General features: G+C 63.1%; 17 protein-coding genes. 10 read left to right on the top strand and 7 right to left on the bottom strand.

The window, feature by feature from the left end:
- Position 1 precedes the first annotated feature (1 nt).
- A complete protein-coding gene (locus HUTA_RS10625; RefSeq protein WP_015789911.1) occupies positions 2–238 on the bottom strand; it encodes a hypothetical protein in 237 nt (78 codons plus the stop codon).
- A gap of 161 nt (positions 239–399) precedes the next feature.
- On the opposite strand from HUTA_RS10625, the gene HUTA_RS10620 reads away from it, so the two are divergent.
- Positions 400–1,695 (top strand): FG-GAP repeat protein, encoded by a 1,296-nt coding sequence (locus HUTA_RS10620; protein WP_015789910.1) that lies wholly within the window; start codon positions 400–402, stop codon positions 1,693–1,695.
- A gap of 114 nt (positions 1,696–1,809) precedes the next feature.
- Positions 1,810–2,037, top strand: coding sequence for a DUF7860 family protein (locus HUTA_RS10615; protein ID WP_015789909.1), 228 nt, complete (start codon positions 1,810–1,812; stop codon positions 2,035–2,037).
- A gap of 42 nt (positions 2,038–2,079) precedes the next feature.
- On the opposite strand, the gene HUTA_RS10610 is transcribed toward HUTA_RS10615, so the two are convergent.
- Positions 2,080–3,087: a hypothetical protein gene (locus HUTA_RS10610; protein WP_015789908.1), complete on the bottom strand. Its 1,008-nt coding sequence runs from the start codon at positions 3,085–3,087 to the stop codon at positions 2,080–2,082.
- Between the two features lie 108 nt (positions 3,088–3,195).
- Here HUTA_RS10610 and HUTA_RS10605 point away from each other — a divergent pair, with 108 nt between their 5' ends.
- Together HUTA_RS10605 and HUTA_RS10600 are read left to right on the top strand one after the other, a co-directional pair.
- Complete coding sequence (locus HUTA_RS10605; RefSeq protein ID WP_015789907.1) at positions 3,196–3,618, top strand: HIT family protein; 423 nt, start codon at positions 3,196–3,198, stop codon at positions 3,616–3,618.
- Positions 3,619–3,687: 69 nt separating this feature from the next.
- Positions 3,688–4,560: a transcription initiation factor IIB gene (locus tag HUTA_RS10600; RefSeq protein ID WP_015789906.1), complete on the top strand. Its 873-nt coding sequence runs from the start codon at positions 3,688–3,690 to the stop codon at positions 4,558–4,560.
- A gap of 55 nt (positions 4,561–4,615) precedes the next feature.
- Here the strand turns inward: HUTA_RS10600 and HUTA_RS10595 are convergent, their stop codons facing one another.
- Positions 4,616–8,854 carry an LAGLIDADG family homing endonuclease gene (locus HUTA_RS10595; RefSeq protein WP_015789905.1) on the bottom strand — a complete coding sequence of 1,413 codons (4,239 nt, stop codon included), beginning with the start codon at positions 8,852–8,854 and terminating at the stop codon, positions 4,616–4,618.
- A 260-nt stretch (positions 8,855–9,114) separates the two neighbouring features.
- On the opposite strand from HUTA_RS10595, the gene HUTA_RS15635 reads away from it, so the two are divergent.
- Genes HUTA_RS15635 through HUTA_RS10585 form a run of 3 tightly spaced genes read left to right on the top strand, consistent with a single transcriptional unit; the run spans position 9,115 to position 9,877 of the window.
- Positions 9,115–9,252, top strand: coding sequence for a hypothetical protein (locus HUTA_RS15635; RefSeq protein ID WP_015789904.1), 138 nt, complete (start codon positions 9,115–9,117; stop codon positions 9,250–9,252).
- Complete coding sequence (locus tag HUTA_RS10590) at positions 9,249–9,644, top strand: DUF2178 domain-containing protein (protein ID WP_015789903.1); 396 nt, start codon at positions 9,249–9,251, stop codon at positions 9,642–9,644. Before HUTA_RS15635 ends, HUTA_RS10590 begins: the two co-directional genes overlap by 4 nt.
- A gap of 5 nt (positions 9,645–9,649) precedes the next feature.
- Entirely contained in the window at positions 9,650–9,877 is a 228-nt protein-coding gene (locus tag HUTA_RS10585; RefSeq protein WP_015789902.1) for a helix-turn-helix transcriptional regulator, read from the top strand.
- A gap of 128 nt (positions 9,878–10,005) precedes the next feature.
- Here HUTA_RS10585 and phaC read toward each other — a convergent pair whose 3' ends face one another.
- From phaC to HUTA_RS10565, 4 genes are read right to left on the bottom strand one after another with little or no spacing between them, the layout of a single operon-like run.
- The gene (gene phaC, locus HUTA_RS10580) at positions 10,006–11,400 is read right to left on the bottom strand and encodes a class III poly(R)-hydroxyalkanoic acid synthase subunit PhaC (RefSeq protein ID WP_015789901.1); all 1,395 of its coding nucleotides are present in this window, start codon (positions 11,398–11,400) and stop codon (positions 10,006–10,008) included.
- Between the two features lie 5 nt (positions 11,401–11,405).
- The gene (locus HUTA_RS10575) at positions 11,406–11,954 is read right to left on the bottom strand and encodes a poly(R)-hydroxyalkanoic acid synthase subunit PhaE (RefSeq protein ID WP_015789900.1); all 549 of its coding nucleotides are present in this window, start codon (positions 11,952–11,954) and stop codon (positions 11,406–11,408) included.
- A 43-nt stretch (positions 11,955–11,997) separates the two neighbouring features.
- The gene (locus HUTA_RS10570; RefSeq protein WP_015789899.1) at positions 11,998–12,549 is read right to left on the bottom strand and encodes a hypothetical protein; all 552 of its coding nucleotides are present in this window, start codon (positions 12,547–12,549) and stop codon (positions 11,998–12,000) included.
- A gap of 3 nt (positions 12,550–12,552) precedes the next feature.
- Positions 12,553–12,843, bottom strand: coding sequence for an AbrB/MazE/SpoVT family DNA-binding domain-containing protein (locus tag HUTA_RS10565; RefSeq protein ID WP_015789898.1), 291 nt, complete (start codon positions 12,841–12,843; stop codon positions 12,553–12,555).
- Positions 12,844–13,079: 236 nt separating this feature from the next.
- On the opposite strand from HUTA_RS10565, the gene HUTA_RS10560 reads away from it, so the two are divergent.
- Genes HUTA_RS10560 through HUTA_RS10550 form a run of 3 tightly spaced genes read left to right on the top strand, consistent with a single transcriptional unit; the run spans position 13,080 to position 15,503 of the window.
- Positions 13,080–13,397 (top strand): hypothetical protein, encoded by a 318-nt coding sequence (locus HUTA_RS10560; RefSeq protein WP_049941321.1) that lies wholly within the window; start codon positions 13,080–13,082, stop codon positions 13,395–13,397.
- Complete coding sequence (locus HUTA_RS10555; RefSeq protein WP_015789896.1) at positions 13,394–14,527, top strand: DUF4350 domain-containing protein; 1,134 nt, start codon at positions 13,394–13,396, stop codon at positions 14,525–14,527. Before HUTA_RS10560 ends, HUTA_RS10555 begins: the two co-directional genes overlap by 4 nt.
- Positions 14,520–15,503 carry an AAA family ATPase gene (locus tag HUTA_RS10550; protein WP_015789895.1) on the top strand — a complete coding sequence of 328 codons (984 nt, stop codon included), beginning with the start codon at positions 14,520–14,522 and terminating at the stop codon, positions 15,501–15,503. Before HUTA_RS10555 ends, HUTA_RS10550 begins: the two co-directional genes overlap by 8 nt.
- Positions 15,504–15,526: the final 23 nt, after the last annotated feature.

Genomic DNA, 15,526 nt, shown 5'->3' with positions numbered 1-15,526 from the left:
GTCAGGCCGAGTCGTCGGTGACGGCCATGATCCGCGGCAGGGCTTCGTCCCGCACCAGTTTCGCACCCGCGATCAAGAGGAGCGCGCCGACGACGATTTCCCAGACGCCGACCATCTGCTGGCCGGCGGCGAGACTCTCGAAACCTGCGGATTCTGCGAGAAATCCGACGAGCGTCAACACGCCGGCCAAAAGTGCCATCGCGACGCCAGTGAGTTGCTCGACTACAACATCTAACATACACGGATCTACGAGAACCGGCGATTATGACTCTTTCCGTTCCGTCGTCGGCGTCGAGACGACGGTGGGCTCGGACCAACTGCGCCGGATCGACCGGAACCACGGGTCGGCAGGTGCCGGTCACCAGCATAATTTTTGTTCTATCGTTGTGCATTTTCGATATGGACATCTACCGCCGGCGGGCCCTGGCACTCCTCGGCTCGGCGAGTATCACGGCAGTTGCCGGCTGCAGCGGGATCGCCGCTCCGGGCCAATCCTTCGAAGACCGAACGGGACTCACAGCTGACGACGGCGGCACTGGCGACAATTTCGGCCACGAGGTCGCGGTATCGGCGGACGGATCGACAGTACTCGTCGGCGCATCTCGAGCAGACACGCCCGACGGGACGGAAACAGGCGCTGCCTACGTCTTCGAACGAACAGACGGATCGTGGACCCAAAACGGGAAGCTCGTTCCCGAAACGATAGAGGAAAAGTCTATGTTTGGATTCGGTGTGGCACTGTCGGCTGACGGCAGGACAGCTGTCGTCGGATGCGCGTTCGACGAGCGACGCGAGACACGCCCATCCGGCGCGGTGTACGTCTTCGAACGCGTCGACGGAGAGTGGATTCAACGGGCGAGATTGATCGAGGACATGGCAGCCGACCCTGCAGACAGATCTGCAGCGTATACCGATGCACTCGGTGAATCCGTCGCGGTCTCGGCCGACGGCGAGACAGTCCTGGCCGGCGCACCGTTCCACGCTGTCAGTGGGAGCAGCGGTGCGCCGCCGGTGTCGGGCGGGTCGGACTTCGAAAACCTGGTTGCGTCCGTCTGGAACCCGATCGGCCCGGCACCGGGGGCGGCGTTCGTCTTCGAGCGATCCGACGGCGAGTGGCACCAGACGGCGAAGTTCGCCACCGGCGAATGGCAGGGACAGAGCCACGTGGGATCGGCCGTCGCACTCACGGCTGATGGGTCGAAAGCATTCGTCGCCTCCCAGGGACGCAGTTCGGTTTCCGTGTTCGAGCGCGTTGACGGATCCTGGACCGAAGCATCGGCGCTCCCGATCGATGATGACGTCTTCCTGAGGCGCGACGGTGTGATCGGCATATCGACTGACGGAACGACGGCGGTCACCGGGGACTACGGCGGTCCGGCAGCCGTCTTCGAGTGGGCGGACTGCGAGTGGACCCGATCGGCGACACTCGAAGCCAGCCCCACGGAGGACCCCTGGAGTAACGCGAATGTCGCGCTCTCCGGTGACGGCGATACCGCCCTCATCGTCAGAGAGAGTGGCGAGCGGAAGAATGCCGTCGAGGCTTTCACTCGGTCGGGAAGCTCCTGGAGCCGAAAGACGGTACTCACGACTGGCGATGACAGACCGGAAATGGGTTTCGGGGCGTCACTGGCCCTCTCCGGTGACGCCACGACGGCCGTCGTCGGTGCTGCTGGCGCAGCATTCGTCTTCGAGTGAGTGGATCACCGGGAGAGATCCAACGTTGACGTTCGTAACTCCGTGGACTGCCGCCGAAGGTTTCCGAGACGCGTGACGAAATCGTTATACTTTGGCCCGAGATATTCGAGATCGATGGCACCGACCCGGAACATGGACTACGCAGCGTGGACGAAAAACAGCTTTCTCCTCGGCGTTGGCCTCCTGACGATCGGCGCGTTGGGCCACATCGTCGGTCCAGCACTCGTCGGTCAGTTAGAGGGGTGGGTATCGACGCTCCTGCTCGACCTGGAGATCCTCGGCGTGTTGATCGGTCTGATCGCGCCGCTCGTGTTCGGCATCGTGCTCCCGCTGACGGAGTAGCTGCCTGGCTCACGGCGACGGTTGAGACAAAATCAGCCCAGCTCAGAAGAACGCGGCCGCTTCCGCGGCGTAGTCCTCTGGCGGCACGTCGACGACGCTCTCGTCGTGGAGCGTGGCGAAGAACGGTGAGTCCGACCAGTAGTACTCCTCGAAGACCGCCCGCGCGATCAGGTCGATCACCGGCGGGTTCGAGAGGTCACCGTCCTGGAACGTGATCGCGAGATTGAAACTGTTGTGGCCGGCCGACCCGTAGTACCGGAGAACGTTGACGATCCCGGCCGCCAGGTCCTCGACGACCGGATCGGTCGGGTCGGGGACGTCCACGCCCGGTGCGACGCCGCGGACGTGGCGGTGGTGTTTGGGCGCGTACGGCGCGACCCACTCGACGGCGCCGGTCGAGCCGATGTATCGGTCGGTCTCGGTCGTCTCCGAGACCGCGTCCTCCCAGTAGGAGGCGTCGTGTTCATCTCGGTAGGCGCGGGCCGCTTGGGCGCGGTCGGCCTGGAGGTTCGTCCCGCACTCGTCGATCAGCGTCTGCATGTGGGGATGGATGATGCTGCTGCCGGCCGGCCGCAGGAAGTTCATGTTGATCGAGGCGTACTCGTCGGCGGCGTCTGACTCGAAGGCGGCACCGACGAACTCCAGGGCGGCCGCGAGGCCGTCGGTGAACTGCTCGACGGTGAACTCGTCGATCGGAACGTAGTGATCCTCAGTCAGCACGACGACGTTGGAGTGATCGCCGTAGGGGTTGAGGTTCGGGAACGACGTCGCCTCGCCCCACTCGCCGCGCTCGAACCCCACCCAATCTGGGTAGGTCGGCGTCGCGTCGGTGACCATCTCGGGACAGAAGAAACAGCCCTCGCTGTCCCCGACGACGCCCTCGATGTCGGGGTCGCCCTCCGGCCGGACGAAGTTCTCCGAGACGATCCGGCTCTGGCGGCCGGTGAGTGGATCCTCCCGGATCTCTGTCTCGACGGAGACCTCCTCGAAGTCCTCGAGCGGACTGTGGAACCACGTCGTCTGGATTGCGGGGTCACATTCGAACGTCATCGGTCCGATGTACGGCCAGCGCGCTAAAAAAGCTACCCGCGGCGTTCCCGGGGCACCGATCGTCCCCAGACCCGGCGGTTTTTGATACGGGCGGTCGTTCGGTGGCGTATGACCGACTGCGTGTTCTGTGCGATCGTCGAGGGCGACGTGCCGAGCGACACCGTTCACGAAACTGATGACGCGCTGGCGTTTCTGGACGCCAACCCGCTCGCGAAGGGGCACACGCTCGTGGTTCCGAAAGCGCACCACGAGCGACTCGGCGATGTCCCGCCCGAGGAAGCCGAGGGGTTCTACGCTGCGCTTCACGAGGTTGTCCCTGCCGTCGAGGCGGCCGTCGACGCGCCCGCGACGACCGTCGCCGTCAACAATGGCGAACCCGCCGGCCAGGAAGTTCCGCACGTCCACGCCCACGTCATCCCGCGGTTTCCGGACGACAGTGCCGGACCGGTCCACGCCCTGTTCACCGATCGGCCACGGATTGGAGACACCGAACGGGAGTCGATCGTGGCCGACATCGCCGCCAATATCTGACGACAGTTGGTGTCTTCCAAGCGTGAAATCAGTAGATTAATTACGCATAGTTGTCTGGTTTGGTATGCTGTGCACGCTCCAGGCACATCGGGGGAATGCCCGGAATGTTCGGGGGAACTGCTGCGTGACGGCCGCGAAACGATCTGCCACGACTGTGGGCTGGTCGTCTCCGAAGCACGGATCGACCGGGGTCCGGAGTGGCGGTCGTTCGACGACGACACAAGTGACCGTCGTCGTACCGGACCACCGGTCTCGCGGTCGCGCCACGATCACGGGCTGTCGACTCGGATCGGTCGCGACCGTGGCGCACCGCCGCGACGCCGACGACGCATCGCGCGGTTGCGCCGACAACACCGACGGTCACAGACGGCTTCGAAAGCCGAGCGGAATCTGATGTATGGCATCATGGAGATCCGCCGGCTCGTCGGTCGACTGTCACTGTCCCGAAGCTTCCGTGACGACGCCTGCGTCCTGTTCGAAACAGCCCAGGGGGAGGGACTGTTACACGGCCGCTCCATCGAGGGGATGGCCGCCGCCGCGGTCTACGCCGTGTGCCGGATCGCCGGCGTCTCGCGGACGGTCGAAGAGGTCGCGACGGTCGCCCACGCGAGCGAGGACGAGTTGACGGTCGCCTACGCTGCCGTCAATCGCGAACTGGGGCTGGAAACCGGGCCGATCGATCCCCGGGAGTACCTGCCACGATTCGCCAGCAGGCTGGACCTCCGGACGGACGTCGAGCGCCGCGCTCGCGAACTCGCCGCGTTCGTCTCCGAGGAGAATCTGGCTGGCGGGCGCGCGCCGAGCGGGGTGGCAGCAGCGTGTCTGTATACGGCGGCCCGTGAGCGAAAGGTCGATGTCACGCAACGCGAGGTTGCGGACATCGCTGGGGTGGCACCTGCAACGCTCAGGTCGACGTATCAGGACGTGCACAGCAAAGCCTAAGCGACTGGTGATGGACGGACAGGGAACGCACGCGCCAGGGTGACAGTGGCGTTGCTCAGGTCGTTCGGAGATGATCGGTGCGGGGTTCGTACACCTCGCCCTGCTGTTTGAGTTTCTCGATCTCGTGTTCGGCCTTTGAAGCCTCCATCCCGACTTCTTCGGCGCGCTCGATCACGACATCGACCGGTGCGCCCTCGTCGTACTCCTCCTCGATGTCGGCGATGATCCCGCGGATGTTCTTGATCCGATCGCGCTGTGATTTGGAGGTCCCCGTTTCGACCACGTCGGCGTCGAGTTCGCCCGTCTCGGGGTCGATCCCGATGTCCTCCAGCGACGAGCGGACGATCCCGATGACGCGTTCGGCGTCTTCTTCCTCGACGGTATCGGAGAGCCGGACGCGGGCGCTGGCCTCCGCAAGGCGAACCAGCGCCTCGAGCTTCCGGGCAGTCACGGGCACCGGCGCGTCCTCGCCCGAGCCCTTCGTCCGCAACTCGACGTAGAAGTCTCGAATGGCCGCCTTGGCTTCCTCGGTCATCGTCGGGAAGCAACTCCGCTTGGCGTAGGCGACGTACTTCCGGAGGAGTTCGGGGTCGATCTCCGGGGCGACCGTGTCGGTGACGTTCGCGACCTCCTCGGCGCTGTAGTCCGAGGTACTGTTTTGCTCCCGGTGGGTGTTGAGTTCACCCGCGTAGTTCGTCCGGAGGATGTGCTCGGCCAGTTTGGCGTCCTCCTCTTCGTCGGGCTGGTCGGTGACGGTGAAGATGAGGTCGAACCGCGAGATCAACGCCGGCTCGAGGTCGATCTGCTCGCCGATGGGCTCGTACTGATCGAAGCGGCCGTACTTGGGGTTTGCCGCCCCGAGCAACGAACAGCGGGATTTGAGTGTGGCGTTTATTCCAGCCTTTGAGATGCTAATACTTTGTTGTTCGAGGGCTTCATGCATGGCAGAGCGGTCCTCGGAATTATGGACGACCATTCCGTTGGCGAGGAAATTGTGGGTGCCTTCGACAGTCAGGTCGTAAACTGAATCGTAGTCGTGGTCCGGGACGCTCTCGACGTTTTCGATCGTTCGAAGCCCGATATCGCCGAGTCCGGATTCCGCCGGGCCAAGGCGATCGGATGAGGTGTCGATTTGGGCTATTCCACCGTCAGTTGCCATCGCTGAGCCTTCCGGGACGAAAACGAGATCGCCCGGTTGCAGGTCTTCGGCAGGTGTCTCGACTCTCCCGCTGGCCTGTTCGATGAAGAACGGATGATCCGGCGTGACAGTCACTTCTTCGCCGGTCGAAAGCGTCACCTCGTAGAGTGTCTCGGGTGCGTCGTACTCGTGGATGGCCGTCACTGGGCGTCGCGTCAACGTCTCGTCATCGGTCATCGTCCATACGTCGATATCGACGTCCCGTATCGTGCGCCCGTTCGGGAGTTCCTCGATTGATCCCGCTTCGGCAGTTTCGCCGGCCAGTTCGCGGATTCGTCGTCGTCCGTCACCCGCCTGCACGAGAGTATCCCCAGTAACGCACCGCATCTTGTCTAACTCGTCTACGGCGGCGATCCCGCGGTCGGCCAACACCAGCGCGCCGGCCTCGAGCGTCCACTGCTGGCCGTCGCCGAAGTCATCTCTAACAGCCGCAGCGGTGAGCCCTGCCGAGCTGGACCCCTTCCCCGACGTGAAAACTGACCGCGGTGCGATGTGGCGAATGTACTGGAGGATCTGGGAGTTGTGCGAGACGACACCGTTGGAAACGTAGCTGTGAGTGCCCTCGACTTCGAGGTCGTACACCCACTCGTCGTCGGGTTCGACCGCTTCGATCGAGGCGATGCGATCCCAGCGAACGTCGTTCGTGGCGAGGTCGTCCAATCGGTCGACAGTGGATTCGACGGCAAGCGCTTCTTCGAGTCGGTCATTGATGACTGAGCTGGCAGCGACCGTCTCACCGCCGTCGGGTGCGACCTCGTTACGCTCGTAGTAGCTGATCGCCGTCTGGGTAACGTCCATCCCGTCGGCGAGCGATTGCTGTGAGATGGAGAGTTCGTCCCGCAGTTCGACGATCGTCTCCCAGTCCTCAGCGGCGAGCCCCTCCCGCTGGTCTTTCAGCCACGCGAGTCGCTTCTCGAACGCGTCGACGACGGCGCGGAGCGATCCGCGACTCGGGTTTCGATCGCCGCGCTCGTAATGCTGGTAGGTGGTTCTTGGAACGCCGCAATCTGTTTGTGTGAGCGCGAGAGCTTCACGGACCTCACGCAACGTGTCTCCAGAGACAGGAACGACATCGCGGTTCGTATTCCCGGCCGTCCCTTCGTAGGACTCCGCAGCGAGCTGTTTCCGGTCGGTGACGAAGCCAACTGCCGAAACATAGTGACCGAAGTCGTCCCCACTGATGCGGAGACGGTAGCTCCCGTTGACGCGTTCGTGGATGCTTGCGTCGATACCGAGCGTGGTGAGGAGGCAGCGCACGTCTTCGAGTAGCGCTTCGCTCATCGAGGCGACGGTGAGTTCACGTTCGGACGCGGCCACGTGGCCTTCCCCTTCGACATACGCCCGCAGGAACGCCCGACGGATGGAATCGCTCGCTTGTTTGATTCTTTCCGGGACGCGTTGGTATGCGGAGTTTTCGAGAATCGCCGGCTCGATAGCTTCGAGAAAGCTGACAAATTCGCTTGAGTGACAGCGAAGACGAGTGACACCAGATTCTTCTCGCACATCCTCGGAGTAGGGCAAGTCAAGCGCCTCGAAGGCCGCCCGGGCATCTTCCAAGACTGGCTCGTCCTCATTCGTGATCCGCAGGTCAGCAGTGTTGTCCGCCCGATGGACCACGTGGCCTTCCGCGACGATGTACCCCACGAGCCGAGCAAGTGAGGGTGTCCACGTATCGGGTGCCGAAAACCGCACGGCGTTGGGCGACTGAGACTCGCGATGGTCCGCCTCGATTCGATCGTCCCCTGCCGTCGGAACTGATCGCGGCGTAGCAACGAACTCACCTTCTTCAAGATTCTCAGCTTCCATCGCCGTCGGCGTCCCGTCCTGCTGGACGAACAGCGGATGGGACGGCGTCACATCGAGTTCCTTGCCGCTCTCGGTCCGGATCCGATACAGGTGCTCAGGAGCCTCCCGCTTCCAAACTTTAGTCGCCTCGGCCGTTGTGAGCGACCCGTCGGGTGCGAGCGTCGGCAGCGGGATCGACGCGTGATCCCAGACGCCGTCGTCGACGGGCTTGGGATCGTCGAGGTTCGCCTCGACGAGTTCGCCGATCGCGCTCGTGGTCCCATCGGCGAGTTGCACGTTCGTGTCGGCATCGAGGCACTTCCCGGTACCAGGGTCCCCGATTAGAAGCACGTGCAGATCCCCACGTATCCGCGATTCATCAGGCAAGTGTTTTGTCACTCCTGAGAAAAGTTGGAGGGCGATCGCGAGTTTCTCCTGGTCGTAGCCGTAGATCGAGGGGGCGATGGAGTCGGTCATCTGCTCGTAGATGTCGGACTCTTCCGAGAGGGCGACGATCTCCTTCTTGTCGTCCTCGTCGATGTCCATCTCCTCGAACTCCTCGTCCTCGATCTCGACGCTGACGCCGTTCATGTAGACGTCGAACATGGCCGACTTCTCGCGGTCGTTGCCACGCTGATCGAGTTTGAGCACGCCCGTTACCCGGACGTGATCGCCCGCGGTGACGTGGCCGGTGATGTCGTCCTCGATGTTGACGTCGATGTTCTGTGGCGTCTCCCCGCCACGCAGCCCTTCCGGGGATTCCTGCACCCGGAGCTTCTGGGCGTCGATGAACTCCGACTGGTCGAAGTTGATCCGGAAGGGGCCCTGGCGTTCACAGCCCTGACACTCGTGTGGTTCCTGGAAGTCGCCGGTCGATTGGGGGATGCGAGTGAGCGTGCCACAGCGCTGGCATTCGAAGGCGGCGTCGGTGATCTTGGGTCTGACCTCGGTGGCCTTCCGGATGATGCCCTGGATGCTGACGAGTTGGCCGCGGTGGTCGGCTCGAATATCCCGGATATCCGTCGACTCCGGGAGGTTGGTCATCCGGACGTGAGCCTGGCCGAGCTTCACGTCGATCGGCAGGTCGAACAGCCGGAGGGCTTCCTCGGCGTACTCCTGGAGCTGGTCGGGTTTGTTGCGGTAGTCCTCCGCCAGGTCGGGGTCGAACCGATAGAGGTCCTGGTAGTCGACGAACAGCGACTTCTGGTCGTTGGGGTATTTCTGGGCGAGCTCGCCGATCTCGTTGCGGTAGTAATCGCGATAGAACTCCTCGAAGAGATCGATGAACTCCGTGTTCTCCGCGCGAGCCATTATGGTAGCATTTGTTGTGCGCACTCCCTCAAGAAGGTTCCCAAACCGGGGTGAAAGTACTCACCAGCGACCAGCGCGACGCGAGGGCGATTTTACCAGCTCCCTCGATACGACAGTTTCGTCCGACGAAACGCTCGAATCGATCCAGTTCGGGGTGACTGACTTCATTCAGTCACGACCCGTAAAACTTATTTTACTACGTCAAAACCGTTTTACTGTAAAACACTCTTTCCGACAAGAGTGTTTGACGGGTCAAAACAATGGCAACGACACAACACACGCACGATTCGAACGCATCGATGGGCGCTGGGCGGTTGTTCGGTGTTAGCGCGGGTACCCTGAACAACCTGCTGTCGTTTCGGCCACTCATCGAGTGGTTCCGCGCGGAGGAACGATGAGCGGATTCCTCGAACGACCGTCTCGGATCCGACGTGTGGTCGCCGGCTTGACGGTCGTCGGCGCGGTTGCCCTCGCCGGCTTCACCGTGCTGGAACGGCCACTGGTCGGCGTCACCGTATTCGGCCTCGCTATAACCGGTGTGATGGTCGCTATGTACCGGACGGAACGGCCAGTGTTTGACGAACGCGACGAGCAGATTTCCCGGGAGGCCGCCGAGTGGACGCTATCGCTGTTGGGAATAAGCTCCATGTTAGTGTTCCCCACACTCACCTTCGCGTGGGGGGTGGACAAATTCGAGTGGCAGCCCTGGAGCACCGCGATCGCCATGTTCGTCGCCGTTCTCTATCTGATCTACGGCGCGTTCCTCGTCGTGCTCCGTAGCCAGAGGTGATCACGGTGGACAACTCACTCACGGAGTATCGCGAGGCGTCCGGGCTCAGCCAGCGGGCCCTCGCCGAACACGTCGCGGTCACCCGACAGACGATCAATGCCGTCGAAGGCAACCGGTACGACCCATCGGTTGAACTGGTGTTCAAACTGGCAGCGTTCTTCGAGGTTCCCGTCGAAGACCTGTTTCACCCCGATGTAGAACTCGAACGCACCGTTTCCGAAATCGGTGACTGACGGTTCAGGGGTTCGTTCCACACTGACAGTCATCGGCGTCAGCCATGTCGGATGGGCCGTCGAAACACGGACCGCCGGCTGGGGGTGTGCTGACCGTCAGCTCTCGATATTCAAAAGGGGAGATGGCCTCACTCGATGGCTTCGAACCAGTCCTCGACGCGGCCGAGCGGTGCCTCGGCGGCCTCGGCAACCGTCTCGGGATCGGATTCGGCCAGATCGTCGACCGTCTCGAATCCGGCCGCCTCGAGCCGCTCGGCGTAGGTCGGGCCGATCCCGTCGATCGTCTCGACATCGGGGGACGCTTCGGTGTCCTTTGCCTGCTCCGGGGTCTCCTCGGCATCCTCGGCCGGCTCCGGGGTCTCCTCGGTGCGTTCCTCAGTTTCCTCGGACTCCTCGTCGGCTGACTCCGCCTCGTCGAGCTGCGAGCGCTCGCTGAACCACTCGGCGACCTGGGGCCAGACGTCCTCGTGGGTACTCGAGGAGACGGCCATGCCGACGTGGCCCGTCGAGTACTCGATGATGTCGGTGTCGTCGCTCGCGATCACGTCGTTGAACGGCTTGCTCGCCGCCGGCGGGACGAGATGATCGTACTCGCCGACGATCTGCAGTATCGGCATGTCGATGTTGTCGATGTCGACGTGCTGGTCGCCGAGGTACAGTTCGTTCTCGTAGAGCTTGTTGCCCTGGTAGATGTCCTCGAGGAACTGCGTGTAGGTCGTGCCGGCGACGTCGACGCCCTCTTCGAGCCACTGTTCCATCCGGGCGAAGTTCTTCACGAAGTCCTCGTTGTCGAGGTTCTCGACGAAGCGGACGTACTTGGTGACGTAGTTGTCGATCGGGTCCATCAGCGCGAACCCTTCGTCTAAGAACTCCGAGGGGACGTTCCCGAAGGTCTCGGTCACCTTCGCGGGGTCGTAGTACTCCTCGGCACCCCACTGTTCGAGGACGCCACCGGAGTTCTCGAAGTAGAGTCCGGTCGCCATCAGCCCGAGGGCGTTGACCTTCGCCGGGTGAAGCGCGGCGTACATCACGCTCATCGTGCCACCCATGCAGTATCCAAGGATGTTGATCGCATCCTGGCCCGAGCGCTCCCGGACAGTGTCGACGCAGTTTTCGATATAGCGGTCGACGTAATCCTCAAGCGTGAGGTGCTGGTCGAGCCGCGAGGGCTCGTTCCAGTCGATCAGGTAGACATCGTGGCCCGCTTCCAGCAAGCGACGGACGACGGACCGATCGGGCTGCAGATCGAGAATGTAGGGTTTGTTGATCAGCGCGTAGACGACGAGGATCGGCACGTCCTCGCGTTCCTCCTCGGGAATGTCGATACCCGCCGCTTCGGGATCATAGTGGAGGAGTTGGAGTTTGTTCTCCTCGTAGACGACGTCGGCGGGGGTCCCCCCGACTTCGACGTCGGCCATGGTTTCGAGGCGCTCGTCGAGAACGTCGGCGGTCTCGCCGGCCTCCTGCATCTCCTCGAGCGCCCGGCGCTGGACGTCCAGTGCGGCGCTGAGTGGATCTGCCATGGGGATCACTCCTCTACGGCCTCGAGAATCCGGTTGAGTTTCTCCTCGACCGCATGCTGGCGGCGTTCGAGTTCGACCAGGCGTTCACCGATCTCTTCGACATCCCCGCGAGTGGGGAAACCGAGCTCGGCGATGGTCTCCTGGCTGAAGTCGTCGGCCTGCTGGCGCATGTCCAGCATGGACTGGATGAGCTGGCCGTTGGCGGCAGCAAACGCGCTCGTGCCCATGATCTCCTTTGCGGCCTCGTTGGCCGAGGACAGCCAGATGTCACGGAACTCGGTGGGGTCGACCTCCTCGCCTTGTGCGGCGTCGGCCGACCGTTCGAACATCCGTTCGGCGGCGTCCATCCAGACTTCCGTCGCCTGGTTGTACCCCTCAATACCGTCGGTGAAATCGTCGTCTTCCATCACCGAATCCGAGAGGGCATCGGACCACGATTCGACGAACGCCGCCTGGGCCTGCATGTTCTGTTCGACCGACTCCGCGAGGGCCTCGTTCATCTCCTCGACCATCTCACTGTACTCCGCCCCGACGTCCGCGTTCTTATCGCTCATGAGTTATCACGTGTGCGCTTGAAAGAAAAAACTACGTACTACCTCAGGCGTCGACGGCCTCAGCGGCCTGTTCCTGCACGTCCTGGATCTGGTCGCTGACTTCCTCGACCTGCTCCTGGAGGTCCTCGACCTGGTCGGCCATGCCTTCGACGGCTTCGACCGACTGGGTTTCGAGATCCTCATGGGCCTCGATCAGCATCGAGAGCTGGTCGTCGAGCGCGGACAGCGAGTCGGCCGTCATCTCGTCGTAGGCGTCGACGCCCTCGCCGAGTTCCTCCTCGACGGCGTCGAAGGCTTCGGCGTGGTTCTCGAGCAGGAATTCGAACTGCTCGTCGACGGTGGACCGGATCTCCTCGACGGCCGGCTCGACGCCGGGGACGCTCGTTTCGAGCGTGTCGAGGTACGTGTGGATCGCCGTCTGGCTCAACTCGACGCCGCGACGCTGGGCGGACTCCTGGCTCTCGAGGCTGCCCAGGACGGCATCGTTCATCCGCTGCTGGAGTTTGACGCCCTGCTCGACGGCCTTTTGACTCTGCTCGATGGTTGCGCGCTGTGCTTCGAATGCGGTCGTGACGGGTGTGGTGTAGTCTGTCATGGGTTAGTCACTCCGGTTGCGTTTGACCGGCAGGACGACGGCCTGGACGATGTCGCCTTCCTCGATGTCCAGCGCCTCACGCTCGGCGTCCGGGATCGACAGCCGACCGCCGCTCTGAACACGGGTCTTGAACGTCGCCAGCTGACTCATCGTCCCGAGCTGGTTCATGTCCAGTCCGGCAGCCCCTCCACCAGTCATCTGCTGGAGGAACTCCTGTTGCTGCTCGAGCGCCTTCTCGCTCGCTTCCGTGAACATCGCCGGCGGCCATGGGAAGCCGTCGTCCTCGTCTGTCATCGGTCAACTATACATACAGCCTACAGGTACATAAGCTTTGCCGCTGAGTTCCATTGAGTACCATCTGATGCCATAGGTCGCAGATCCAGCGGACGTGACCGTGCTGCAAACAACAGCCATCGATCCACGGGAGTGTATCGCCAGCGTCGTCGGTCACAGTAGGTGGCCGCGCTAGAGACGGGAACGATCGAAAGGTCGTTAGATTCTAACCGGACTACGTGGTAATGACGGTAGCGATGCCTACGCGTCGGCGACAGCAGTTTATCTACGCCCAGGCGCTGTGGATGCTCGGCGCCCTCCTCACGCTGGCGGCACTCGGAGCGCTGTCGCTGGATCTGTATGTTTCGGTCTCGTGGTTCGGATTGATCGTAATCATCGGATTGACGACGCCAGTTGCCACGACCCCGACGTGGCGCAGTCGACTGAAGTGGTTCATGGCCGGTGGATCCGTCGTCTTTGGACTGATCGTGTTGCGCCGAACTATCGAACTGCTGCCGTCGGAACTGGTCGAGCGAGTGCTCCCGGAGATTCTCGCTATGGGGGCCGGACTATGAACTGGCGGACGGTGTTGGTCTGGGGCCCGCGGTTCACGCTGGTCGTCGTCCTGCTCGGGGCGAACATCGGGCTCGTGGTCGCGATGAGTACCTCGGCAGCACCGTATTCGGTGTACAACCAGGGGTGGGATGGCGTCTCGGATCTCCGATCGCAGATCGAAGCGGAAGGCGTCGACACGTCGATCGCCCTGGACACCGCACCGTACGAAGACAGGTCGGCGAAAGATGCAGTCAGCTTCGTACTCGCTCCGATCTCGGCATACGAAGCCGCCGATACCGCACGGCTGAACCGGTTCCTGGCCAACGGGGGGACGGTGGTCGTCGCTGCGGAGAACGGATCACGGGCCAACCCCCTTCTCGCGTCGATCGATGCGGACGCCCGACTCGGCCCTCGCGTCCTCCGGGACGAGCAATCGAACTACCGGTCGTCCGCCCTGCCGGTAGTCGTGCCGGCGACGATCGACGACAACGCGACGGACGACGTGCGGACGGCAGCGGGCCGTTTGCTCGACGGCGTCGAGAGGGTGACCCTCAACCACGCGGCGACGGTCGAGCCGAACGCCGCCCAGCCACTCCTGTCGACCCGGGCGACAGCGTACCTCGATGCGAACGGGAACGGGACGCTCGACGACGACGAGACGCTCGGTCGACGGCCGGTCGCGACGGTCGAATCCGTCGGTGCCGGGACCGTGATCGTCTCCGGGGACGCGAGCATGTTTACGAACGCCATGCTGGAGCGGACGGATAATCAAGCGTTGGTGAGCGGGATCGTCGACGACAGCGGCCGGGCCATCCTGGATTACTCCCAGGGTCGTTCACTCCCGGTCGTCCCGTTGATCGTGCTCTCGCTCCGTCAGACGCCGCTACTTCAGGTGGTGGTCGGCCTCGCGGTGTTCGGCGGCTTCTCGATGTGGTACCAGTTCCCGCGGCTGTTCGCACCGGCATTCTGGCGCGAGCGGTTGTTCGCATCCGTCGGACGTGGCGACCGAGACCGGCCCCGGATCGACCTCGACGCGGAAGACCTGGATGCGTTCATCCGGGATCGCCATCCGGACTGGGACGACGAGCAGGTCTCACGTGTGACGAAAGCCATTATACGACGGCGACGCCAACGGAGAGGCAATGAGTGACCCCGCCGAGATCCACGACGCCGTCCAGGCGGAAGTCGGGTCCGTGCTCATCGGCAACGAGGATCTCGTCGAACGGCTGACGATCGCCCTGCTCACCGACGGCCACGTGCTACTCGAAGGGGTCCCTGGCGTCGCGAAGACGACGCTTGCAGACCTCTTCGCGCGGGCGACTGGACTGGAGTCCAATCGCATCCAGATGACGCCTGACATCCTCCCCGCGGACATCACCGGGACCTCGATCTACCGGGAAGGGACCGGCCAGTTCGAACTCCAGCGTGGCCCGGTGTTCGCAAACGTGGTCGTCGCGGACGAGATCAACCGGGCGACGCCGAAGACGCAGTCGGCGTTGCTGGAAGCGATGCAGGAACGCCACGTCACGATAGAGGGGGAGACCCTCGAACTCCCGGATCCGTTCATCGTCGTCGCCACGCAGAACCCGATCGAAATGGAGGGGACGTTCGAACTCCCCGAAGCCCAGCGTGACCGATTCCAGATGAAGCTCATCGCCGGGCTCCCGGACCGTGACGACGAAACGGAACTCCTCCGGCGGTTCGACGCGGACCCCGATCTCGGACCGTCCCGGGCTGAACGCGTCGTGACTGCCGAGGAGATCCGCGAGGCCCAGGAACGGGTGGCCGACACCTACGTCGCCCAAGCAGTCCAGGAGTACATCCTGGACCTGGTCGAGGCAACCCGGACATCGTCACACGTCGAGTACGGGGCCTCGCCCCGGGCATCGATCGCGTTTCTTAACACTGCCAAAGCCAGGGCCGCGATCCAGGATCGGGCGTACGTGATCCCCAGCGACGTCAAGTCCCTCGCCGAACCGATCCTCTCTCACCGGCTGGTGTTGAGTACCGACGCGGAGTTGAGCGACCTCGAAACCGGGGCAGTCGTCGAAGAGATCATCGACTCGATCGAGCCACCGAGCCGGGAGCTCGTCGTCGAGGACGAACCCGCGGCGAGCGTCGATTGAGACGGCCACCCTCCATCCGGAGT

Source organism: Halorhabdus utahensis DSM 12940, from assembly GCF_000023945.1.
GTDB classification, from domain to species: Archaea; Halobacteriota; Halobacteria; order Halobacteriales; family Haloarculaceae; genus Halorhabdus; species Halorhabdus utahensis.
The sequence above is the reverse complement of the archived record's forward strand: the minus strand, read 5'-3'. Positions and strand labels throughout refer to the sequence as shown.